Source organism: Paenibacillus sp. UMB4589-SE434 (assembly GCF_030226685.1).
In the GTDB taxonomy this organism is placed as follows: Bacteria; Bacillota; Bacilli; order Paenibacillales; family Paenibacillaceae; genus Paenibacillus_B.
The window spans coordinates 157,302-179,727 of the sequence record NZ_JASOYK010000003.1 but is presented as its reverse complement, the minus strand read 5'-3'; the positions used below and the strand labels follow the sequence as shown (position 1 = coordinate 179,727).

Below are 22,426 nucleotides of genomic sequence, written 5' to 3'. Positions count from 1 at the left end.
TAAACAGTTTGATCATGCGACTTCATGTTTATTTGCCCCAATCTTGAGGGAGACTTAGTAGAACAACATCTTCTTGCAGCGATGAATAATAACTTTTCCCCATCTTAATTTTATTTTTCAACATCCATGCTTCAAGTGTAATTGAATCAAATTTCCATGTTTGAGCCTTGCTCCATACTCCTAAAAAATTTACCAGAGCCATTAACTTGAAACCAAATGGTTTCATATCATATAATAAGCACACTAATAAGAAAGTTTGTATTTGATCGCGGTTAGCACGAATTTCAGAGCACCCATCCGTCATTTTTTAAATGATGGAACATGGAACATTCAACTTTAGCCACACTTCATCACCTTATTTTTCCACTACATTTAAAATGGAGGTTCATCATGACACAGCAGCAATCACTTCCCGATATTATTAAGACCATTACATTAAACGCCCCCATCCAAAAAGTGTGGGAGACCGTAGCCACTGGTGCAAATATCGCAGCCTGGTTTATGCCTAATGACTTCGAACCTGTGCTTGGGCATCCATTCTCGATTCACTCCCCTTACGGTGTGTCACCATGCAAGGTGACGGTAATTGACCCGCCGCACAAGCTGGAATTTACGTGGGGACCGGATTGGATCATTACATTTGAATTAAAGGAAGGCGCAGATGGCACGACAGAATTCACGCTTACCCACGGAGGATGGAAAGAAAATACCAGCACTGAAGTGGGTATGTCGCACGCTGAAGTTCGCAACCGGATGAACAACGGTTGGGAATCAGCTGTGCTGCCAAGATTGCGCGAATTGGTGGAGGCTTAATGACTTCCACACCAAAACATGATGTCTTTCAAGCGATCGCCGATCCAACTCGGCGTAAGCTGCTGCATCTGTTAGCGGATCAGGAGATGCCTGTCACTGCGATCAGCAGTCACTTTCCAATGAGTCGCACAGCCGTGTCGAAGCATTTGCGTGTGCTGGCAGAAGCAGGCCTTGTCAAAGACAAGAAGATCGGTCGCGAGACGCGCTACCATCTGCAGCCGGAGCCGCTGCGCGAGCTCAAGGATTGGCTTGCTTATTACGAGCGCTTCTGGGATAACAAGCTGAACCTGCTAAAGCTGCTTGTAGAAGCAGACGATCTGGATAACATTAAGCCTACAGGGCCGAAGTCGCTGTAGCCTATTGAAGGTATTAGAAAAAGGACAGTCTCTACTCGCGAGACTGTCCTTTTTCTTGTGCCGAAGCCTTGTTGTTCATGACCCATTCCGTGCCTAATGCGGCACCTGTGCATCAAAGTCATCCCGACTTGACTTGTCACCATGGTAGAATATGATATCCCCATCTGACAGACTAAAGCGGTTACCATAAGGATCTGTGTAGCTGTTACGGTATCCTTCCAGCTGCCATTGGTTCATCAATGGTCCGTAGATGTACTGTAAATGCGGTGCATTTACGTTGCCGTCCCGGATCGATTCCAAGTTAAAGTTAACAACGATATAACCGTTACGCAGGAAAATGGGCGACTTCTCGTCCAGCTTGTTCTTCCGTCCATACTCTGCTAGGTTCGTCCCTCTCGACACCGCATACACGTCTGCTGGAAGACTGTAGTCCCCGTACCATTTCTGCACCGAGGCATACGCCCGCTGGTAGTCAACTCCTGTTGGAATCTGTTTCGGACCAATCAACGTCCTCACCTGATAAGGAAGGATCATCCAATTGTACTTTCCAACGAGCGTCTTCTCCTTGGCTTTTCGGATATACTCCTGTACGAATTGCGTTCGGCTCATATGTCCGATCTGACCAAACGTGTAGTAGTGATCATAAATATACAAAGCCGTATCCGTCATTTCCTGCTCCGACACATTACGCATCCTGTCATTCAAGATGACATATCGTCGTTCCGTATCATCTGGCGATCCGATTCGCACAAACCGCTTGGTGTTCGAGTGGTAATACAAGTCTACCGCTTGGCGTTTCGTGCCTGTCTTGTCCACAAAGTAGAAATTGGGCGTAATTCTAACGCCATCCTTGCTGTCGAACATATTCCCCTTTGACTTTAGCTCGAACTTAAAATGGTAACCTGTCTTAACAGCCACGTTCTTGTAGCCGCTATTGGGATGACTGCCTGGGGCTATGCTGAGCACATACGGATTGTTGTTGCCTCGCGGTTCACCATCGATATCCCCTTTGCCTACCCAATAGGAGGTTCCTTTTGGTGTTGTTCCATTGTTCTGGCGGAACACAGAGGACCAGTTATAATCGGCGATGTCCGTAATCTTGAAGTCGTACAGCCGTCCGATCACTTCAATCGGAATCGTATCCGAAGCCCTGTGATGCTGCAAATCCGTATTGGCATTGCGCTGATCTGTCACATCTGACGGAGCATTCTCCGCCGTGCTCCGGAATTCGACCGTATAATCGCCTTCGTCTACCCACACCGGAAGAAAAAAGTCGGCCCGTTCCTGCGTAACTGGAATGGTAATCCAGGTCTGCTTCGGATAGAAAGTTCCTCGATCCGCCGTATACACGTCAAATGGGAGCCGTACTTCTTTCATCCGGAAGTACTTGGCATAGTCCCGATTCCCGTACCCAGGGATATTGCGATGCTGCCCGCTTGTTGGCATAAACACGGAAAACGGTCGATCCAGAATAAACGCGGCTCGATTGGGATTCGGCTTAGTCTTCTGATTGTGCGGCTTGTCATCCGTGGCTTTCGCATAAATAACGACAGGCGTGTGGACAGTGACCGTGTTCATGCCGTTAATGTCAAAGCTCTTGTCTGCCCCACCTTTAATGTTGCCTGGGATGAGCTCGTAATAGATCTTGCCTGTTGTAGGTTGATTCAGTTTATTAACAAGTGTGTTACTAATGACCAATCTATCTTTATATAGGACGTTCTCATCAATCATAACAGGCTGAGGTATTCCTATTGGTGTGGGTGCTGTCTTATCCACCAAATTATTATTCATGATCGTAGTTCCATTAAACACCACCTTATCATTATTTACTTTGTTCTCCTTGACTTCTGCCTCTGCTTTTGATTTAAATAACGAGTCTTCTGTTGGTGTTAGGGGTTCAGTTGCCCCACCGGGTACAGTTTGCTTACCTAGATTGACCTTACCGCAAGGCTGCGGATGGACGTGGCTATCGACAGCCTCTTTGTTGTCCGATTCCAAATTCGGAGGTGTGTACCCTTGCGGATTTAGAGTTATTAAAGTACCGTATCCGCCCAGCGCATAATTAGACACGGTAGCACGATTCAATTTATAAACCTCAAGATTATCGATCTGCCAGTAGTTGTACTCGCGTTTTATAACGATATTCTTCGTAACAGGGACATCAAGTTCCATAGGCTGAGCTGGTATTCCAGGCACTCCAGGCACTGTAGATGGAACTGCTGGAATTGTCCATGTTTTATGATAAACTTTCGTTACAGTTACAGTGTATGTAACCTGCCCTGTCATATTGGCCCACTTGCTTTGATATAAATAATTCATCCCCAATACATTTGCAAAGAGGCTTTCAGATGTAGGTATTCCCTGGTTTACATTAAATACTTCTGCTCCACGGTTATCAGCCCTTAACATCCCGGTCACTGATGGTACCATTACCCCCTCAGAAGTTATACTCCTTTTACTCGGCGCACCTATAATGTATGTGCATTCTCCGTCTTCTTTAGGATCACAATCTTCCACTGTAACAGTGCTGGTTTTCAATTCGTCTATGTTTTGAGTAGGATCTTTAAAATGTGCGGTTATGGTGCTGCTTCCTTCAACTCCTTGTGAAGTAACTCTCCCTGACTGATCGATTGAGACAATTGACTTATTAGAGCTACTCCAACTTAAATTCGTATGGGAAGTTAGATCATACGTTCTCCCATCCGCCTTAGTTAGATGGGCTTTTAGTTGAAACGTAGCGGCACCATCTGATACACAAAATTTATGAGAATCCACAGTTAGGCCAGGTTCTTGTGTAACTTTGATAATGGCATCATCAGATATCTGATATGTACCATTATCCCAAATAGCCCTTATTCTTACCGTTCCGGACTTTTGGCCCGTCACTTCACCTTTTGCATCAACCGTTGCAATTGATTCATCTTCTGAGGACCATTTCGTTTCTGAACGTGTTCGGATATCATACCAAATCCCCCATTCATCAGACCCCCATGCTTTAGTTCTCACACTGCCATTTAATTGTTTCTGTTCCCCTACACCAATAGTGGAATCAGGGTTAACATCAATTTCTTTTTCTTCATAAATCTCACCCTTCCAGACAATGTTAACTGGTGTTTCATACATGACACTCATCTTAGGACATCCGTTAGGCCGTTTCATAAACTCATCATATTGGCTTTTCTCTCTGTCCCCCCCAGTTTTAGTCGTAATCTTAGCTGTTTTTTTCCCGATAACTATAGGATCTCCAACGGGATAGTATGTATCTGTATAAATCCACACGACTGTATCTAACTCTACGTTATCTACCGCACTACTAGATATAACATTCCCATTATAGGACCATGATGTAGCTGGCCATCGCGATAAATCTACCTCATCTGGAATTTCACTCAAAACGGGATAGGGTGCTTCACACGTCCCTCCCATATTAACAATGGCACTAGATCCCGTATAATCAGCCTTAAATTTACCATTGTCTAATTGATACCAATAGACCCCAGGAACTGATCTCCTTTTATCAGACTTAATTATTTTTGGTTTTGGACTTACTTGTTTTTTGGGAGGGTTAGGCAATGCAAAAATTTGATTTATCGGCATCACATATATAATAGTGTTTGCTAAAAGGGCTAAAATAACAATCATGCTTATATATTGCCTATTCTTCATGTTTTCCCCCAATTATTTATAAATTCCAACAAAATCTCCATTGTCCGATTTCAAGCTATAAGATGCTGTCCCATTTTTATCAATAACAGACATCGTCCATACTTTCTTCGTTGTTCCTTTTGAAAAGAATTCGGACACATTGCTTAAAGGGATTGTAGGAATATGATTAATAGTAGATATATCATCTTTTATCCTTGAAGCAGAAACCAATGAACTTTCGATGCTATTATTCATACTGTTTACCGTTATTTTGTTAGAATTGGAGGTTATAGAAATTTCATTAAATATTAAATAGTAATCTTTCATATTTTCCGAGATAGATTTCACAAACAATTTGGCATAGACTCCTGATCCCTTATTAGCTGTATCCACCACGATCATTCGGTGTAACTTCATGATGGCGATATTATTTCTCAACGAGATCTGCTTATCTGTTATAACAGAAAAATTATTCTTGATTCCATTATTCTTAAGATATCTATAAGGAGTAAGCGACTCAATATTGGTTCCCGTTGTTCCCACTTCTCTTAATTCGTTTAACGCCTTATAATTACGAGCATTAGTTCCTTCCACATCGGCATATCGTAATAGAATAGAAGTAACTTCGGCTCTAGTCGTTGTTTTGTCCAGCCTAAAAGTTCCATCCTCGAAGCCTTCACTTATCCCCGTACCTTTAACTAAAGCAATATAAGGAATTTGTGATTCAGCGATTTTACCAGTAAAAATTTCAGGAGTAGGCAATAACGTTTTTTTTGTATTATCTAGCGCTTCCTCAAAACTTGGTTCTGATTTTACCAGTCCATTCGAGAGCCATTTCATCATTTCGTACCTTGTTAATGAACGATCTGCTCCAAAATTGTTGGGATAATCAGAAGCCTGAATAAAACCTAATTCAGCTAACTTCATTACACTTTCTTGGCTCCAATGTCCTTTAATATCTGGAAACATAACATGACTATTTTTATTTTCTAGCTTTGTAACACGACTTAAAATAGTTGCATATTCGGCTCTTGTTATTGTTGCATTAGGACGAAACGTGCCATCGGGATACCCACCAATATATCCATGTTGAATAGCTTTCTTAATATCTGATTCCGCCCAATGCCCTGTTATATCCGAGAATGATACCGATTGTGCATTCGCATGTGAGGGCTCCTGTGAATGAATAAGTACGCTCCCCATAAACAGAAACGCAACTAGAAAAGTAGATAAAAGTTTTTTCAAATGAAATGCCTCCTTCTAAATTCATTGTATCCAAATGTTAAAAATAACATCGAGTCAACTGAGAAGGATGATTTCAATCCCCCTTTCAGTTAACTGTGTTTCCCACCAGGGAACCATTACGAAAATTTGCTTGTAAATTTCCAAGTGTACTTCCTTTAGGCCCTATTATTAAAAGTGTCTTTCACCCTTTCCTAAATGTGGTACCTGTGCATCGAAGTCATCCCGACTTGACATGTCACCATGGTAGAATACGACATCCCCATCTGTCAGACTAAAGCGGTTGCCATAAGGATCTGTGTAGCTGTTGTGGTATCCTTCTAGCTGCCATTGGTTCATCAAGGGTCCATGGATGTACTTGTAAATGAGGTGCATTTGTCCCTGCTGTGCATCTGGGACTGGCAATGACATCGATCCTACTGCCATTCGAATAAGCTCGGCCTTTGTCACATTCCCATTCGGCTTAAACGTCTGATTGGGATATCCATTTACATAGCCAGCTTGGATCGCCTTTGCAATCGCTGCTTCGCCCCAATGTCCCTTCGTATCCACTAGCTGTGTTGCTTGTGGCTCCGCATAAGCCGCTTCCTGTCGGGGATATTCACCTATCATACTTGCCAGCAAAATCAATGCTGTTAAGGTTGCAATTAACTTCCTCCTAACGTCGATATTACTCGCCAATCTTACTTGACCTCTTTTAATTGAGCGATTATATTCGGTTGATCTTTTTTATTGTTTCGCAGCGTAATTTGCAAATCTTGTGGATCATTCTTGAGATACGCATATTCGAAGCTTACCAGTGTTTCACCCGGTTTAATTTCCCGCCCCAACAACTCAAAATGGGAGTGATATTTATCGCCCAATCCTTCTTCCAACTGATCAAAGCGTATATGTGTAATCTCACCCTTCTCGTAAGTGTTGTTACCTATTGCAAGCCAAGGTTGCTGAGAACTTAGCGGCATATCAAATTCATTGTTGGGGCTGGCCGTCACCGTTGTCTTTAAGGCAAGCAGGTAAGGATTCGCGCTTTGATCAGGTGTATGTTTAGCGTCAAAAAAATCAGGCTTTAAGATGTAAACTCGATTGAGTTGTACTTTGATGTCACCTTGATCCCCAGTATCCGGACCTACGATTTCGTATTCCTTCACAGTATAATCTTTTAATTTCTGTTCAAAATCCTGGTCTGTTGCGACAGCGTCGGATGGCTCAACTTCCTTAGTTGCTTGTTCAGCAGATTTCCCCGCGGTTGACTGCTCGCCTGCTGTATTCGATGATACAGGGTCAGACGACTCCTTTCCTGAGCATCCCGCTAACACCATTACAGAAATAGCGATGATCACCAGCCATATTTTCTTCATCTAAACATTCTCCTTATCTATAAATTAGTCGTAATTACCTTCTTTTGAACCATCTTTTCATCAAAGATTCCGACTCTTGTGTCATTAATGGAACAAACTCCATCAGCCGTGTCTCTACATCCTCACTTGCATGGAACGGGTCTGGACTATAGGGAATGGGTTTTACTCTTAACTTAGGCACTCGCTTTTGAATATCTTGCAAGACTTGTTTAGAAGCAAAGGGAACGCCCAATATCCATCTGCCATAGTCAGCATTTTGCTGCTCTTGATAGAATTGCATAATATGAGGCTGTCTCCACTCACTGCCTGCCCCAACCACGATAGGGATATGGGCACGAAGAAATTCTCCGTAGTAATCTGAGCGCTGATAATAGCCTATATCATAGATAATATAATCCGGCTTTGCAGCCAATAGCTCTGCCATACTTGGAATATCGCAAGACTTGATATATTCGACGCCGCGCATTTTAAAGCGCTTTGTACTCATTGGTCCATAGTCCACACCTTCATATACACATTCAATCTTCTCATAATCAGACGCTGTGCTTGCCTCCACCAGACAGACCGAATATTTTTTCTCTGCCAGCATATGAGCAATCATGATCGAGGTGTGGGTACTGCCAACTCCGCTAGCAATTCCTGCAACTGCGATCACGATGCTGCCCAGTCCATTTGTTCGAGACGTCCCCCCTATTGGTGTTGAATCTGAACGTTCTAACGATATGTCCAAATTTCTGAGGTCACTCTTTAATTCGGCTGCAGACTGATAACGATCCGTGGGATTCATTTGCAGCAGCTTATGCACGATACGATTAAGCTCATCAGGTGAATCGGGGTTGAATTCAGATACGCTCTTCTGCTGGATATAATAATACTGGCCCCCGCTTAACAAGTAATACATCACCGCACCCAGCGCATACAAATCGGTTCTATGATCGGTTTGCCGATTCTCGAACTGCTCCGGCGCAGCAAAGCCGATTGTGCCTAATTGAACGGTGTCTGTCTGCTGCCCTTCCTTAAAGCTTCTGGCAATTCCAAAATCAATAATTCGAACATTGTCATTTTCATCAATCATAATATTAGAAGGTTTCATATCCCGATAAATAATCGGTTCCGGCAGCTCATGATGGAGGTAATGGTACAAATCGCATACTTGCAACGTGTACTTGAGGATAAGAGATAGTGCCATCCTTCCTCCAGCCCGTTCATATCGTCTGGAGAGTGTCTCGCCGCGTATATAATCCATAACCAAATAGCTGAATCCATCAGCATCAGGCGGATAATAGTCTACAATTTGCGGCAAATAAGGATGACTTAATTGGGTGAGTAAATCTGCTTCTGCAATCAGATGTTCCATATTGGCATGTTTTAAACGAGTCTCTTTGACAGCCCATTTCTTACCTTTCAGCTTCATATCTTCTGCTAGGTAGACGGTGCCCATGCCCCCACGTCCAATAATGGAAATAATTTGATATCTATTACCTAACATATCGGCAATTTGGAGTTTATTTGTTAGTTCGTTCACCTTAGTCACTCCTAATCAAGTAAAGATTATGTATTGCCTATCCATACTCGTTCATAGGCCTTCTTGCGCACATTAATCTCTATTGTAAAAAAAGGAATCAGCAGCTTTTGTTTGTATTGAGCTTCAATGCCTAGATAGGCTTTGCTTTTGTCAAGAAAATTAGGAACATCTAAGTGTATGATTTCGAGCCTGCCGGGATCTAAAATAGACTTGTCCGCATATTGAGTCATAAAAGACTTTAAGGGGCCACGAGCGTATTGAATAACTTTTTGATTCGCCCATTGTTCTCCTTGGTTGTATGCATTGTTAGCCATCCCTCGCAATTGAAACGCTAGATCCAACATCTCTTTTGGAATTAATGCTGCGGGTCCCCCCAGCACCTGCCCATTGCTCTCCATACTCGTCAACGTATCATTCGCCTTTGACACAACATCCGCAATTACTGTAATTTTGCTAGTCTGTAACGTCTTTTCCACCGCATACATGTAAACTGCCAGTTGTTTTGAGGACTGGGATACTGTAGAGCGCAAAGACATGTCTACAATCGATAACTGAATTAGTGCGATTAATGCTAGCACAAAGGCAAGAAACCACGGCAGTATGAGCGCAGCTTCTAAAGTTAGGCTTCCTTCCTCATCTCGTGTGAGCTTCATCTCTTTTCAGCCCCCTGTTCGTATTATGAGTTTAATAAGAAGAGGCCGCCGATTTTGTAATATGGAATCTATTCTTCTGAACTTCCCCACTAGCGATTCCGGTCAAATTCAGCACACGAATTATCCCCGGCAGGAACCACAACTTGACAGATGTTTGTGAGTTCCCCTCTGTATAGGTAGCCAGCTTAGATAAATCCTTATCCGTATTTAATTGAATAAGTGCCTGCATGCGGGCCATCATCTTTGTTTCATTGCCATGTATCAACATAAAAAGACGCAGATAGTCCTTATAAGTTAGCATGATCTTATCAAAGCCTGGCCTATTCATGATCTCTACGCCGTCAGGATGATTTTCAGGGCTCAGCAGTTCCACAATATCTGTGGCTGCATGCAAGGCTGCGTACGAGATGGCCCCTAAAACAAAAGTCCAGGGTGTTGCTTTTAAAGGAGCGTTTGTTGGATCTAATATAAACTCTGTCATTCTTAACAGAAAACGAGCAGAAAAAAGTTCTGCGGAAGCGGCGCTTAAGTTTCCTTCACATGAATTAAAACCATACAAGATGTATTCCGCTTCTTGATTTTTCAGCTTGTGTTTACTAAGATTAGGCTCAACAATCCCCTTCTTTACATAAGCAAAATGGTTGAACTTTGATAAACCGTACTCATCTACATATAACTTATCTCTGAAGTCTAATAATTTATCACCGATACTTCCCATCAATAGATCACTGAAGCCTGCGCTGTGCTCCTGCATTTCTTCAGGGTCCTGGGGGATTTCCTGAGGATATTGTACAAGACTGTCTGTTGTTGGTAGATAGGCACTATAATAGGATTGCACCTTATCGTACTTTGCTCCTGAATTTACACAAGCCACCGTTACACGCTTAGCAATTCTTAAGCTGGCTTCAGCCAGATTTTGCTTTGCTTTCTTCTCTAGCTTTTTTCTTTCCGCTTGGTTGCCTTGGTGCTCTGACGTCATCTCATTTAACTTCTGTAAAAGTGACCCCATCTCGCTTAGTTGTGTGGAATCCAGTTGACCTAACGAACTTAAGTTAAAGCTGGAATGAAAACGATCATATGCAGACGACACTTTTAGGACATGTTGCTTTAGTTGATTGAAAAAGGCATCTCCATACACTTTGACACTGGCAAAGTCAGTCGTATCACGTTGATTCATTTGCCGAAGCTTTGATACTAGTTGCTCTTTTTGCACCTTGATCTCATGATCCAGCTTCATAGCCGGCTGCACATTCTTATCAAAGGACTCTTTATCCTTTTGAATTTTCCCTCGCAATTTATCCATACTTTTTTTTGTTTCGATCAGCAGTCTCAGCAGTTCTTCCCACTTTTCTCTCTCCGCTCTTTTGGCACTTGCCTCATTTTGCAAGGCTACGATTTGACGGGCCAGACTTGCAGATGTAGCCGGATTGTTGGAGGTTTGCATCGCAACAAAGCTGATTTGGCTTTCAATATCCCCAATCTGTTGATTTAAGTTCCGTATTTTATCGTTTAACGACGTTTCAGTCTCATTGCCAATTCTGTTCAGGTTCGCTCGATAAGTAGGCAAGTTACTGTCCAAGCCTTCTTTAATGGATTTGGCTGCCGTTAGCAGCTTATCAATATGATCCTGTCTCTTCTCTATTTTCTTTTCAAGCTTCTTCGCCTCTCTTGCAAATGCTACCGAACCGTGCATCATGGCATCGGCTTTGCTGCTCGTAAAAGCATCAATAATCCCCATCGTCAGCTCAAGCGGGGCACGATATTTCATTTCCTCTAGTATTTGCTGCTTTAATACTGGGTGCTCTTTTAGCGTATGACTAGCTGCGGCACTTATCGATTCCAACATCGTATCGGTATAGGTGTAACTGTTATTGTCCAGCCCTTGTGGTAAATTATTTTTGATAACCGTCTGCATGATCGTATCCATACTGGTTTGACCCGCATCCATCCCGTACAGTCCGTAATCTTGCACCTTTACGTCAAACGAGGACATAACAGAGTCAAGGGCTGTCTTCAGAGCCAATTCCGACTCCCTTTCCGCAAGCTTTATCCTTGCAAAATCGATGAGCACAGCGTTAAAGAAAAAAATAGGAGCTATTAGCACGATCAAGAACACGGAAACCGCTCCCCGGTCCCCTTTAACAAAACGCTTCATATAACCCCTCATTCCCGTACAGTCCCTAGCTTATTTCCCTGTGAACATATTAAACACAGTGATAAGATCTGTATAACTAAATACTTTGCCTGGCTTATGCACTTTGTTCCGCTCTACAAAAAAATAGGTCAACCGCTCAGTAAAATATGTAGCAAAGTCAACCGTTCTCATAAACTCTGCCGGCTCAGCAATTCTAGCAATGGCTTGCTGTTTCACAATTCCATTCCCAAGAAAACTGGCTACAAAAGAGGGGAGCTTTAATTGGGTTTGAAGACAAACCGTAATTTTGCGGTCAACTATTTTATTTTGGTAATTGATATTCCCCTGAAAATAGCTTAAATTTGCGGATGCATACTTGTTTATCTTCTGTTGCACCAGCCCACTCCCCCCTTTACCTGTCGGAAGCGAGACATTGGTGCCCTCATTCGGGATCTGGCATAACCCACTATCACTGTCGCTGTTTACGCTTCCCGTGATTCGATGCATCAAAAATACGAATGAATCCGTTGCGTTATCATCAAACAATCGCCAATATAATTGATTTTCTTTGCCGCCATGCTGCGCATCGATCGCGTACTTGCCCGTAATGGGCTCTCGCTTAGAATTGTCCCAGTTATGTGCAATTCTTTCAGCCGCCGTTGTTGCTGCATAATATAAGCTGACTTTTTGATACACGTACAGACTAAAAAAGATAAACATAATGGTTATAAGAAAAATGATAGGAAACAGCATTGAAGCCTCGATCGTAAAATTTCCTTGCTCGTTTCTGTACAGTGATGCTCGGGGTGAATGACACTTTGCTGACATTAGCATCCCCCTCTCTTCATTCGGATCCGGAGCAGCATTTTTTCAAAAGCAGACCCCGTCTTTCTACTGGGACCGATCATAAGCAAAGTTAAGTTATCCGCAGCTCCCGCCTGATAAGCTTTATGGATGAGTTTCTCGCTTATTGCTTGATACTTATTGCTTGTTCTGCACGCTAACTCCGTATGCCCCTGTAATTCCTCTTCCGCAAAGGCATGGTGAAATCCATCCGTGCTTAATAGAAACAAGTCGTTCGCACCATACTTTCCTGTTCGTAGAAATGGCTGTATCGTACCTTCCATTCCAATACATTGAAGTAGGACATTACGCTTGGGGTGCGTCCTTGCTTCCTCTCGGCTTAAGAGCCCATCTCTTAGCTGAGCAGCAACCCAAGCATGATCCTCAGTCAACTGTGCAAGTAGGACCGTATCCAGCGACATTTGATATACTCTGCTATCTCCAATATGTACAATTGCATAATCTCCATCGCACAGGAAGACAATGCTCATCGTCGTGCCCATGTGATGGCCTCTTTTTTGTTGTTCAAGCTGCAGCATACGCTGCGCCTCAAAGCAGAAATTATAAAGGCCTGTCCCGATGCGCCCGAAAGGATTACGTTCCCTCCACATGGGATCCAGTTCATGATCCAGCCAGCGCTTAAAGTCTTGAACAACTAGTTCACTTGCTATTGCACCTTCTTGAAGCCCCCCCATCCCGTCAGCCACGATTGCAGCGCCATAAGGCTGACCTGATGGGGCAATACCCAGCCGCAGCCAAGCCCTATCCTCATTTTGTTGCTTCTTCCCAATGTGTGTGGCGAGTCCATACACGTACGGGACACGGTGCGCCCGTTTCACGTCAGCCCCTTATATGGAAGGTAAATTCCGTCTTCACTGTACGGAACGTGTCTCCCTCTTTCAACACGTACATTTTAAATGGCACCATTGTCTCCCCATTTAACGTTGTTCCGTTTTTGGAACCTAAGTCTTTAGCCATGTATTCAGATCCCATTCTTAGCAGTTCTACATGTGTCCGTGACACGCCTACCGTATCATCTACATAATTAACTTGGTCCGCATCACGGCCGATCATATACCGATCCACATTCAAGCCCAACTCGGAACGATGTCCGTCCTTTGTAATCTCGAGATAAACAGTGGGCTGTCCCATTGTAGCCCCTATTCCTATGCCGTTTAAGAGCACCGTTTCCTCCACCGGTGTTAACAGCACCGTCTGATCAGTCAACTGCGGCTTTGCGGAGAACTCCTGAGGCAGCTCTTTCCCTTTTTTACTTTTCTTTTGCTTGACAGGCTTGATGGATGCCGCATTACGTGCTTCCACATCTAAGGGAGCATTTGCTGTCTTGCCCCCCCCAATAGGCTTATTCATTTTGGCGAAGTTCGGGCGATACACCTTCGCATAGGTATACACAAGATTAACGCAAAGTACAGTGACACCTAATGCCACAAGCATTGCAGGCTCTGTGTTCACATCAAGATACCACTTCCATATGGCCGCTGCGCCAAGTACCGCAATTGCGTAGAGATAGATTTTCTCGCGCTGTGTGAGTGGCGGCAGCTCAGTTGGCGCAGCGACCGCTGCAGCAGCTCCGTCAGCTGCCGTCGCACTTGCCGCAGGCGTCTCCTTCGCAGCCCGCGGCTTCGCTTTAACTGACGGCACCGATTCGTGCCGTAACGGCGGTATCGGCTGAGGCACCGCTGCAGCTGCAGGCGCCTCCATGCGAGCTGCTGCCGACTGCTGGGCAGACGTCTGCCCATGCTTAGCTGCATGCAGCAGCTGCTTCATTTCGCTCCAGCGGAACTGATTCTTGCTGAGCAGCTCCATCATCGGCTGGAAGCCATAGCCTTGGAACGGCTTTACATGCCCGATGAGGCGCAGACACAACTGCTTGAACGCTTCTCCCGTACCAGGCTTGTCAGGAATCGACTGGAAAGGCAAATATGTCAAGTACACATCCTCCATACTGGAGCCAATGTATATCAGTTGTTCGTCTAGTATGAAGTGCTCCTCCATCAGCATATATTTGCCGCTGTCATCCAAAGCACTGGCAATACCGTATAATAATCCGTAATAATCGGACTCGGATAAACCTCTAATGTTGATCGTATCCAACAATTGGGTGCGAGAACCGATGTCGTATCGAATCTTCATCTGCATATCCATCTGTTCGAATGTAACCGGCAGCAGCTTCGGAATCGTGTTGGACTGCAGCATCCGAACCTGAATTGCGGCCATATGCTGGACAGTTAGCTCCTGCTGCTGACCGAATTCAATATAATTTCCGTTGTCATTTTTGTAATTGTAATGTAATTGATAAATAACGTTCTCCATACGGTTCTCCCTCTCACATTAAGAAATAGTACCAAGTGGTTGTAATCCCCGGTAACACGGCATACATAAACGGAAACTGTAAGTTTTTCTGTTTGGCGATGCTAGTCACGGCTTCTTTATCCCGAAACGCGGCAACACGAAACAAATAGCCGAATAAGCCCCGGATACGTATGAAGAACTGTTGCTTCCAGAGCAGAATAACAAGACCGATTAGACCACCATATACGATGGAATACATAATACTGTATAAGGAGAATTCCATGCCCGTGATCGCGCCGATGGCAACAAACAGTTTAACGTCACCTGCACCAATCGCTTTAAACACATAGAGCAGCACGAGCACAACGAATGCGACACCCGCACCAAGCAATGAGAAGAGGAGGCCGTTCCAGCCATTTCCTATCAAATGGAAGGCCACTCCTACAACGAATCCAGTAAGCGTTAGCCAGTTTGGAATTCTCTGTTTCGTTGCGTCTGTATAAAATGCGATGAGTGCGAATACCACCAAAAGATAGTATTGAAACGGCATAAAGAGACCCCCTGTAACATTTTTATTACTTTCTACTTATCTATCGTTTTAATCTTGGTATCAGAAGACCTGAGTAAATCTTCAACCCATTTCACGATTTTTTCTTTAAACAGTAAAACGATGATAACAATAATCGCAATAATCAAAATAATTTCCAACGTCCCAATCCCATCTTCATCTTTCCACAGCTTTTTAAAGAAGTTTGCCATGTTCAATTCCTCCCCTAAATATGGTTTACAATCTCGTGTTTCCACTACTTCATCATCATCATGGCTGGCGCTCCGACGATAATCATGACAACCAAGAAAATTATCATCATCGGAAACACCATCTTGGACGAGGCCTCTTCGCCCAGCGTCTTCGTCACCGCCTTGCGCTTAGCCCATAAGTCCTGCGACAAACCTTGCAGCGATGCGACGAACTCCTCACCTCCTCTGCGGTAATTCATCAAGACGGTAGTAACAAATATGGATATCTCCTGCATGGCGCATCGCTTGCTGAAATCCTCCATCGCCTGCGGGAACGAGTAGTTGTTGCTCACTTCCGAAGATACTTGCTGAAGCTCCGCATACAAAGGATGATCATGCATATGCTTCTTCTGTTCAACGCAGCGAATGATTGCCTTTTGAACCGTCTCACCAGCATTTACGAGTAATGTGATGCGACTAAGAAATTCTGGCAGCTCCAACGTAATCGCCTGCTTGCGCTTTTGTATTTTTTTGTCCAAGTCCTTCACCATCGAAAATGGAACCAATACAGTAAGGAGCAAACCGATGAATAAATAGGTCGTATCTCCTTCTGCAACCGCAGGAAGCACAAAACTGATTACGAGCAGCAAAAGGACAAAGGACACCATCTGGGCTAAAAACATTCTCGTATGGCTAATACCTTTACGACTGCCGTATAACTGCACAATCTTCTGATGAATGTGCAAATAAAATCTCGAAGAACGTTCCACGATACGAAGTCGATCGATCAGGGCCAATGAGGAAGGAGCAAACGCGTTTAACTGAAAGCCTTGTCCATTCTCCTTCACGAATTCGTCATACTGCTTTCCAGCCATCAGCTTCAGTCCCAAAATTAGCAGAACGAAGATACCTGCACCTGCAAGCATCATTCCTATCACACCTTTATGTTCATAATGCGCTGTATAAGGAACAACGCTCCGATTAAAATAACAAGCGCCACCGTCATAATGACATAACCTACTCCCGTATACAGTGGTGCCATATAGTCAGCCGACATATATCCAAGCAGAGCCACCAACCCGAAAGGAATGATGCCAAGCGCCCTTGCTTCGAATTTTTTCTGTGCAATCATGACCGAGATATCCTGCTTGATCTCCAACTTTTCCCCGATAATATTTGCCGTTCTGCGAATGACTTCGACTATATCGCCACCGGAACGCTTACAGGTAACGAACACATCGGCAAAATTGGCTATATCCTCAATATCTGCTCGTGCGCTGAAGTCCTGAAGCGCCGCTTCAATCGGCTCCCCCGTTGCAACCCGGTTATTGATAATCTCGAACTCTCTCAAAATATAAGTGCTAGGATCGGGATACAGCAGTCTTAGATCCTTTAACACCTCCCGGAAAGCGTTCTCTACCGATTTGCCTGCCGCAAGTGACGAAGATAAGGAATATAGAGCTTGTTTAAACTGCAAGCTTAATTCGTCCTTCCGTTTCTGCATCAATTGCTTCCTTCGCAGCTTGGGATACAATAAGCCCAACAAGGCGAGCAGCACAGCCATAATGACATTTTTATAGAAAATGATGCCGATCGCACCTAACATGACGCCAGCAAGTATTATGGCAGACAATCGTTCTACTAGCGACAATCGGTAAATGGAATAATCGATTACCCCGCCTGCCTTGGCCAGTATACTGTCTTTGTCGGATTTGCTGCCTGACTTAGATGCAGCACGTCCCTCACGATCCGGTTTGTCTTTCCCCTTGTGAGTCACTTGACCTGCTGCATTTACATCTTGATCAACTCTTCGCTTCCGCTTGTCGACCATTACAAATACCACCCAGAGAACAAGCCCAATTGCAACAGCTATTCCGATAACTTGCATGGACTTAAGACCTCCCTTCCATGACTAGATCGATATCTTTGAAGCCAGCCATCTGCAGCTTCATGGCTTCTCGCAATCGATTGCCGGTAGATACGAGCCCGCCGATAATTTTGCCTTCTGGCGTTTCCCCTGTCTCTACGAATTGATAGAGCGGATTCAACTCAATCTCACCGTTAACAACGCCGATAATTTCGGATATTTCTACGACCTTGCGTGACTTGTCCCGCAGCCGCGAGAGATGGACCATGATGTCAATCGCTGAACTGATCTGCTTCCGTACAACTTCAACTGGTAGATGTGCTCCGCTCAGCACCATAGTTTCAAGTCGACTCAACATATCAACCGTTGAGTTCGCATGCCCTGTTGACAGCGATCCATCATGACCAGTATTCATCGCCTGCAGCATATCAAGAGCTTCGGCGCCCCGTACCTCTCCGACGACAATTCGATTAGGCCGCATCCGCAGCGAGCTTTTGATCAGTTCGCGGATCGAAATCTCGCCTTTGCCTTCCGTATTGGCGTTTCGAGTTTCCAGACTAACGAGATTGGGGACGCTGCGAATCTGCAGTTCAGCCGAATCTTCAATGGTAATAATCCGTTCATCGTCAGGTATATAGTTGGACAACGCGTTCAGGAAGGTAGTCTTCCCCGATCCTGTACCTCCGCCAATGAAAATATTGTATCGGGCCTGCACAAGCATCTTCAGGAATTGAGCCGCCTCTCCAGTTAAGGAGCCGATCTTGACCAGATCTTCAACATCAAGTGGCTTCTCTGGAAATTTTCGGATTGTCATCGTTGGCCCTTTTAGTGCAATAGGAGGTAACACCACGTTAACCCGTGATCCATCTTCCAGACGCGCATCCACAATTGGCGAGGATTCATTTACGACACGGTTCACTTTGCCAACGATAATCTGGATAATATCTTCCAGCTTCTCCTTACTTTCAAATGCTGCATCATAACGCAGCACCCGGCCGTCACGCTCAATAAATATTTCATCGTGACCATTAATCATTATTTCTGTAATCGATTTGTTGTTAATGAGAGGCTGCAGTACATCCAGCCCACGGAAAGAATCATAAATACGCTGAATAAAAGTCTGTTTCTGCGATGCGGTCAAATAGTGCTGTTCCGAATAGCGGAACACGGTATCCTCAACGAACTCAAGCAGCTTCTCGTCAGACACCTCACTTGTCACGTCCAGATCGCGTCGAATCTGCTCCTTCAGCTGAGCTACAAGCTGCTCGTCGTTCATATTGATGCCCCCTGCGCCCCGAACGAACGAGCAAGCTGCGCAATTTGATCGTTAAATGGCTTACTCGACAGCAGTTGCTCGCCATCCGTAACCGCTTTCCATTGGGGTACATACGGTAGTCGGAACAGAGACGGATAGGACTGCAGAAGGTCCGCATTCATGTCACTACCCAGGTGCTTATTTAAGAGGAAACGACTCTTATCCATCAGCTGACTAACAACTGCATGCTGTTGAAGCATGATACGCGTCTTCGTCAAACAAGACAGATCGTCTAGCAGCAGCCACAGCACCGTATCGCAGCGCCTTAACAGCTCGACTGTTCGGGCATCTGTTCCGGTATCCAAATCCACAACGATAAACTCGTACAATCCCAGATTCGCAATCGTTTCTACTAGTAGTGTCGCACCCTCAGCTGACAATTCCTCAATCTCACGTATATGACGGTGAGAATTGAAGTAATCAAAGCCCAAGTTGGATTCACTCGCTTTTAACGTTTCAAAACGAGCAGCAAATTTCTGTTGATCCGTATTCATAAAATAGAGAAGCTGCGAAAAGTTCTGGTTGTCCATCGTCTGCATGTACGCTTCGCTTGAATTGAGCAGCTCCAGGTTCAAATAAAATACGCTGTGCGCTTGCGAAGCCAGTCCAGCAGCCAGATTCACGGCCGTGACTGTCTTGCCGCTGTTGCCAATTGCCGAATAAACAGCTATCACAGATGTCGTGGTGCTGGCGCTTTGCTCCGCTGCATAGCGGCCATTGTTATCCACATAAGCTTCAAACACTTTGGATAACAGCTGATTTAACGGCTGATATTTGTAAAATACCGGGACAGATGTCACCTGATCTTCCAACAGCACATTAGTCTCTGTAAGATGCAGCAGCAGATGTCCAGATGATAGGTCTAACGATGCCATCTCAATAGCGACCGGATTAATGAGAAAAATGACACTGCCTTGCATGGTGCTGGTAAATTGCTTCAACGTCCCTTCATTGGAGAAGGTACGGATGACAAAGCGGCCCGCAAATTCCGAAGTGTGTATGTAATGCGACAGCATTTCCAAATACTGCTTATCCTGATCCGCAACGACCAGCTCTAATTTGGCCAAGGATGTCTCCTCCTTTCGGCTATTACATTTGCATAAACCCGCCAATAATTAAGATAAGTGATATAACACCTAAAATGATGGATATCCGCTGCTGTTGCTTCAATGCCTTACACCCCAATCCCAGATACGATCTGACGCAACTTATGGAACATTCAAACAGCGCTTCGGATAATATCCGTGTGCCGCTGCTTCCTTCTCGTTTACAAAGGTCTCCTCAATCGTCGCCGTAAATGCGCAATCGCTCCGATAATAATACTTAATGCCGTTCTCTTGAACGCCATAAATGACAGGCTTGCGGACCAGTCTGCCCCCGCCCAGTGCATAATTGTTATACGCTTGATCGCCAACCGGAATGCCCTGCAAAAATGCAATCATGCCGATGTCGTTAATCGTGTTGTTCCATTCCTCTTGGGAGATGGACGGAAGTGAGAACATATAAGTAATGCCATACCGAGTCACATATTGATTGTGCTTATTGATAACACGTGCGAGGTCTTGCTGAATAGTATCCACAATAACCCGCTGCCGTACCTGCTCGAAAGTGTCTGCTTGTTGCAATAAGTCAACGCTTACACTAGTACTTAGATCAGCTCGATAACCCTCGTACCAAGTACGTAAAGTAGGATCGTAGACGCGTACATAGTCGTCCAGCGTAAACGCATAGCTGCGGCCTACTGAGTCACTATAAGCGTAAGGTTTCTTCGGGCTGAACACATGTTTGGCTTCAAGCACCCCTCTTGCATTACGATATTCCTCAACCGCATACGTATAATACCCGTCATAATCAACAATCACGATCGCCGGAATATAAGCCTTTAGTACGCCTTGTCCAATCGGATCTTCCTTCAGACGAAAGTTCAACACCAACGTCTTAAAAAAGGTGTCCACAGCCATTTCCTTGTTAGCCCGAAAATATTTGAGCGATTGATACTGCACTTCGAAGTCTTGCTTCTCATTCAAGCTGAGCATCTTGGCAGCATCCTGTGCTGCCGTGCGGAGAGCAGCGTCATACTGCAGTTCTAGACGATTCACGGTCTTCTGATCGTCAATCCGAAAGCCCATAATGAGGAACATAGGAACAACGATTAAGACAAAAATAAGGGCAAGATTAGTAATCTTCATTTAATACCATGCCCCCGTAATTTGCCGTAATCACAGCCGCGTTACCAGTGTTGGAGCCGTTGAGCCAATCCCGAATCAAAGTGCCTTGCGTCCGGTTGCGGTTTGCGACCTTAACGGTAAAAAAGTCTCCGGCTGTTAGTTTGTACCGCCGCCTACTATCTCTCTGGTCCCACGTATTATCTGGGAACAAAATCGCCTTTACCTCTGCCGAGTAGAACCCGTCGTAATGTACCTCGAACTCATTCTGGAACGTGCCCGGATCTGTCGGATTCGTATACACCGGATCGTATTTCTTGTGCAGATGCTCAAGTTCCACGTCATACAGGTTGCCAGTTGACGCTAACGTACGCTCAAATTCGTTATACATCGTCGGAGTGATATAGCCTTTGCTGCGCACCGCATCTACGAACTGAACGGCAGCCCCGTGCGCCACTAATGCAGACAAGTCATCCTGACGCTCTGACGCTTCAGATGCTGGGTATACGTACAGCAACAACACTGCGATCAGAATGGCAAATAATTTAGAGATTGCGTTCATTTGTCATTTCTCCTTACAGCCGTACAAAGCGAATGCGCTGCAAGCCGCCGTCCGTACCTCGGACATACTCCGACCGATAGGTGCTCCGCACTTGAATCATTGACAAATCGGTCGTATGAAGGTCAAGATCGGGGTGAAACGTAACGCCCCCTAGCTCAATCTCAACGCCGATGGACCGGATTAAGGCTACTGTTTGCAGCACCTGCGTCCCCGAATACGTCTCATTCGAATTGTCTTCGTTTCCAACCATCGTATTTTTATCAAACTGCTTAGCCTGATTATGAGTAGCTTGTACTGCCTGTTCCATGTCTCTTACTAGCATGATGCAAGCTGTTAGCGCCCCGAGAAACAAGATGAAGGCAGCACTAAATATAAGCATTTTGTAAAATGAATTGTCCATAACTACTAAGGTGCTTGTTGAAATTGAATTCCACGAACGACATTGTTTCCATCCCGAATGACCGTCCCCTTAAATTTTCCAGAGGGATTAATATATGAATTTAATGTTTCGTCTAAAGCTGTATCCAACTTATCGTTACGATCTAGGGGATTATTGATTTCGCCTTTATCCGTAAACTGATTCCCATAAAATGTTGAGGTGTTACCAGCTGATCCGGCCGTTTTTGCGGTCGTAACTTGCACGCCAAACTGATCCTTCTTCATGTATTTTCGAATTGTATTTAACACCTGACTGCCAGAAAGCGTTGTATTGTCATAAATGCTGAATTCTGTCTGTGATAGCTCCGTCTGCAGATCCGAGAACTTACTTTGTGCCTCTTTGGAGGCATCTTGTGCCGATGTAAACAAATTTACCACTAGTGTAATCAAGGCAATCGTCAAAAATAGTCCCGCTGCCACCAACAGCGCTCTTTGTGCATTACTCATGCTTCATCCTTC

Annotated in this window: 23 protein-coding genes; 2 read left to right on the top strand and 21 right to left on the bottom strand. The window is 44.6% G+C overall.

The window, feature by feature from the left end; genetic code table 11:
• Positions 1-28: 28 nt before the first annotated feature.
• On the bottom strand, positions 29-304 hold the full coding sequence (locus QP775_RS13435) for a hypothetical protein (protein ID WP_285106698.1): 276 nt from the start codon (positions 302-304) through the stop codon (positions 29-31).
• Between the two features lie 86 nt (positions 305-390).
• Between QP775_RS13435 and QP775_RS13430 the strand changes: the two genes are divergently transcribed.
• Together QP775_RS13430 and QP775_RS13425 are read left to right on the top strand one after the other, a co-directional pair.
• The gene (locus QP775_RS13430) at positions 391-813 is read left to right on the top strand and encodes an SRPBCC family protein (RefSeq protein WP_239330465.1); all 423 of its coding nucleotides are present in this window, start codon (positions 391-393) and stop codon (positions 811-813) included.
• Positions 813-1,169: an ArsR/SmtB family transcription factor gene (locus QP775_RS13425; RefSeq protein ID WP_285106696.1), complete on the top strand. Its 357-nt coding sequence runs from the start codon at positions 813-815 to the stop codon at positions 1,167-1,169. The genes QP775_RS13430 and QP775_RS13425 overlap by 1 nt, the downstream gene beginning before the upstream one ends.
• A 93-nt stretch (positions 1,170-1,262) precedes the next feature.
• Here QP775_RS13425 and QP775_RS13420 read toward each other — a convergent pair whose 3' ends face one another.
• From QP775_RS13420 to QP775_RS13325, 20 genes are all read right to left on the bottom strand, one after another.
• Positions 1,263-4,595 carry a DUF5704 domain-containing protein gene (locus tag QP775_RS13420; RefSeq protein WP_285106694.1) on the bottom strand — a complete coding sequence of 1,111 codons (3,333 nt, stop codon included), beginning with the start codon at positions 4,593-4,595 and terminating at the stop codon, positions 1,263-1,265.
• Positions 4,596-4,847: 252 nt separating this feature from the next.
• Positions 4,848-6,059 (bottom strand): S-layer homology domain-containing protein, encoded by a 1,212-nt coding sequence (locus QP775_RS13415; protein ID WP_239330473.1) that lies wholly within the window; start codon positions 6,057-6,059, stop codon positions 4,848-4,850.
• Positions 6,060-6,227: 168 nt separating this feature from the next.
• Complete coding sequence (locus tag QP775_RS13410) at positions 6,228-6,737, bottom strand: S-layer homology domain-containing protein (protein WP_239330475.1); 510 nt, start codon at positions 6,735-6,737, stop codon at positions 6,228-6,230.
• 2 nt (positions 6,738-6,739) lie between these two features.
• Entirely contained in the window at positions 6,740-7,414 is a 675-nt protein-coding gene (locus tag QP775_RS13405; protein ID WP_239330477.1) for a hypothetical protein, read from the bottom strand.
• A 34-nt stretch (positions 7,415-7,448) separates the two neighbouring features.
• Positions 7,449-8,939 (bottom strand): protein kinase domain-containing protein, encoded by a 1,491-nt coding sequence (locus QP775_RS13400; protein ID WP_239330479.1) that lies wholly within the window; start codon positions 8,937-8,939, stop codon positions 7,449-7,451.
• Between the two features lie 26 nt (positions 8,940-8,965).
• On the bottom strand, positions 8,966-9,592 hold the full coding sequence (locus QP775_RS13395; protein WP_239330481.1) for a TadE/TadG family type IV pilus assembly protein: 627 nt from the start codon (positions 9,590-9,592) through the stop codon (positions 8,966-8,968).
• A gap of 31 nt (positions 9,593-9,623) precedes the next feature.
• Positions 9,624-11,747, bottom strand: coding sequence for a hypothetical protein (locus QP775_RS13390; RefSeq protein ID WP_285106688.1), 2,124 nt, complete (start codon positions 11,745-11,747; stop codon positions 9,624-9,626).
• A 30-nt stretch (positions 11,748-11,777) separates the two neighbouring features.
• Positions 11,778-12,554 carry a TadE/TadG family type IV pilus assembly protein gene (locus QP775_RS13385; protein WP_239330485.1) on the bottom strand — a complete coding sequence of 259 codons (777 nt, stop codon included), beginning with the start codon at positions 12,552-12,554 and terminating at the stop codon, positions 11,778-11,780.
• A complete protein-coding gene (locus tag QP775_RS13380) occupies positions 12,554-13,408 on the bottom strand; it encodes a PP2C family protein-serine/threonine phosphatase (RefSeq protein WP_285106685.1) in 855 nt (284 codons plus the stop codon). The genes QP775_RS13385 and QP775_RS13380 overlap by 1 nt, the downstream gene beginning before the upstream one ends.
• 1 nt (position 13,409) lies before the next feature.
• Positions 13,410-14,903 (bottom strand): DUF6382 and FHA domain-containing protein, encoded by a 1,494-nt coding sequence (locus QP775_RS13375; RefSeq protein ID WP_285106683.1) that lies wholly within the window; start codon positions 14,901-14,903, stop codon positions 13,410-13,412.
• A gap of 13 nt (positions 14,904-14,916) precedes the next feature.
• On the bottom strand, positions 14,917-15,432 hold the full coding sequence (locus QP775_RS13370; RefSeq protein WP_285106681.1) for an A24 family peptidase: 516 nt from the start codon (positions 15,430-15,432) through the stop codon (positions 14,917-14,919).
• A gap of 32 nt (positions 15,433-15,464) precedes the next feature.
• Complete coding sequence (locus tag QP775_RS13365) at positions 15,465-15,641, bottom strand: Flp1 family type IVb pilin (RefSeq protein ID WP_239330495.1); 177 nt, start codon at positions 15,639-15,641, stop codon at positions 15,465-15,467.
• Between the two features lie 44 nt (positions 15,642-15,685).
• Positions 15,686-16,549, bottom strand: a complete 864-nt coding sequence (locus tag QP775_RS13360) for a type II secretion system F family protein (protein ID WP_285106679.1) — start codon at positions 16,547-16,549, stop codon at positions 15,686-15,688.
• 5 nt (positions 16,550-16,554) lie between these two features.
• The gene (locus tag QP775_RS13355) at positions 16,555-17,508 is read right to left on the bottom strand and encodes a type II secretion system F family protein (protein WP_285106677.1); all 954 of its coding nucleotides are present in this window, start codon (positions 17,506-17,508) and stop codon (positions 16,555-16,557) included.
• Positions 17,509-17,512: 4 nt separating this feature from the next.
• A complete protein-coding gene (locus tag QP775_RS13350; protein WP_239330501.1) occupies positions 17,513-18,763 on the bottom strand; it encodes a TadA family conjugal transfer-associated ATPase in 1,251 nt (416 codons plus the stop codon).
• Positions 18,760-19,869, bottom strand: coding sequence for a P-loop NTPase family protein (locus QP775_RS13345; RefSeq protein WP_285106675.1), 1,110 nt, complete (start codon positions 19,867-19,869; stop codon positions 18,760-18,762). The genes QP775_RS13350 and QP775_RS13345 overlap by 4 nt, the downstream gene beginning before the upstream one ends.
• 141 nt (positions 19,870-20,010) lie before the next feature.
• Entirely contained in the window at positions 20,011-20,991 is a 981-nt protein-coding gene (locus QP775_RS13340) for a hypothetical protein (RefSeq protein WP_285106673.1), read from the bottom strand.
• Entirely contained in the window at positions 20,978-21,529 is a 552-nt protein-coding gene (locus tag QP775_RS13335) for a hypothetical protein (RefSeq protein WP_239330507.1), read from the bottom strand. Before QP775_RS13335 ends, QP775_RS13340 begins: the two co-directional genes overlap by 14 nt.
• A gap of 13 nt (positions 21,530-21,542) precedes the next feature.
• Positions 21,543-21,929, bottom strand: a complete 387-nt coding sequence (locus tag QP775_RS13330; protein WP_285106670.1) for a hypothetical protein — start codon at positions 21,927-21,929, stop codon at positions 21,543-21,545.
• A gap of 5 nt (positions 21,930-21,934) precedes the next feature.
• Positions 21,935-22,414 (bottom strand): ABC transporter permease, encoded by a 480-nt coding sequence (locus tag QP775_RS13325; RefSeq protein ID WP_285106668.1) that lies wholly within the window; start codon positions 22,412-22,414, stop codon positions 21,935-21,937.
• Positions 22,415-22,426: the final 12 nt, after the last annotated feature.

Coding starts and splice junctions, on each gene's coding strand:
- QP775_RS13355 (WP_285106677.1), bottom strand. CDS start 17,508: ATGCAAGTTATCGGAATAGCTGTTGCAATTGGGCTTGTTCTCTGGGTG.
- QP775_RS13330 (WP_285106670.1), bottom strand. CDS start 21,929: ATGGACAATTCATTTTACAAAATGCTTATATTTAGTGCTGCCTTCATC.
- QP775_RS13385 (WP_239330485.1), bottom strand. CDS start 12,554: ATGTCAGCAAAGTGTCATTCACCCCGAGCATCACTGTACAGAAACGAG.
- QP775_RS13370 (WP_285106681.1), bottom strand. CDS start 15,432: ATGCCGTTTCAATACTATCTTTTGGTGGTATTCGCACTCATCGCATTT.
- QP775_RS13435 (WP_285106698.1), bottom strand. CDS start 304: ATGACGGATGGGTGCTCTGAAATTCGTGCTAACCGCGATCAAATACAA.
- QP775_RS13390 (WP_285106688.1), bottom strand. CDS start 11,747: ATGAAGCGTTTTGTTAAAGGGGACCGGGGAGCGGTTTCCGTGTTCTTG.
- QP775_RS13360 (WP_285106679.1), bottom strand. CDS start 16,549: ATGATGCTTGCAGGTGCAGGTATCTTCGTTCTGCTAATTTTGGGACTG.
- QP775_RS13395 (WP_239330481.1), bottom strand. CDS start 9,592: ATGAAGCTCACACGAGATGAGGAAGGAAGCCTAACTTTAGAAGCTGCG.
- QP775_RS13405 (WP_239330477.1), bottom strand. CDS start 7,414: ATGAAGAAAATATGGCTGGTGATCATCGCTATTTCTGTAATGGTGTTA.
- QP775_RS13335 (WP_239330507.1), bottom strand. CDS start 21,529: ATGAACGCAATCTCTAAATTATTTGCCATTCTGATCGCAGTGTTGTTG.
- QP775_RS13325 (WP_285106668.1), bottom strand. CDS start 22,414: ATGAGTAATGCACAAAGAGCGCTGTTGGTGGCAGCGGGACTATTTTTG.
- QP775_RS13365 (WP_239330495.1), bottom strand. CDS start 15,641: ATGGCAAACTTCTTTAAAAAGCTGTGGAAAGATGAAGATGGGATTGGG.
- QP775_RS13350 (WP_239330501.1), bottom strand. CDS start 18,763: ATGAACGACGAGCAGCTTGTAGCTCAGCTGAAGGAGCAGATTCGACGC.
- QP775_RS13425 (WP_285106696.1), top strand. CDS start 813: ATGACTTCCACACCAAAACATGATGTCTTTCAAGCGATCGCCGATCCA.
- QP775_RS13420 (WP_285106694.1), bottom strand. CDS start 4,595: ATGGGAGGGACGTGTGAAGCACCCTATCCCGTTTTGAGTGAAATTCCA.
- QP775_RS13430 (WP_239330465.1), top strand. CDS start 391: ATGACACAGCAGCAATCACTTCCCGATATTATTAAGACCATTACATTA.
- QP775_RS13375 (WP_285106683.1), bottom strand. CDS start 14,903: ATGGAGAACGTTATTTATCAATTACATTACAATTACAAAAATGACAAC.
- QP775_RS13340 (WP_285106673.1), bottom strand. CDS start 20,991: ATGAAGATTACTAATCTTGCCCTTATTTTTGTCTTAATCGTTGTTCCT.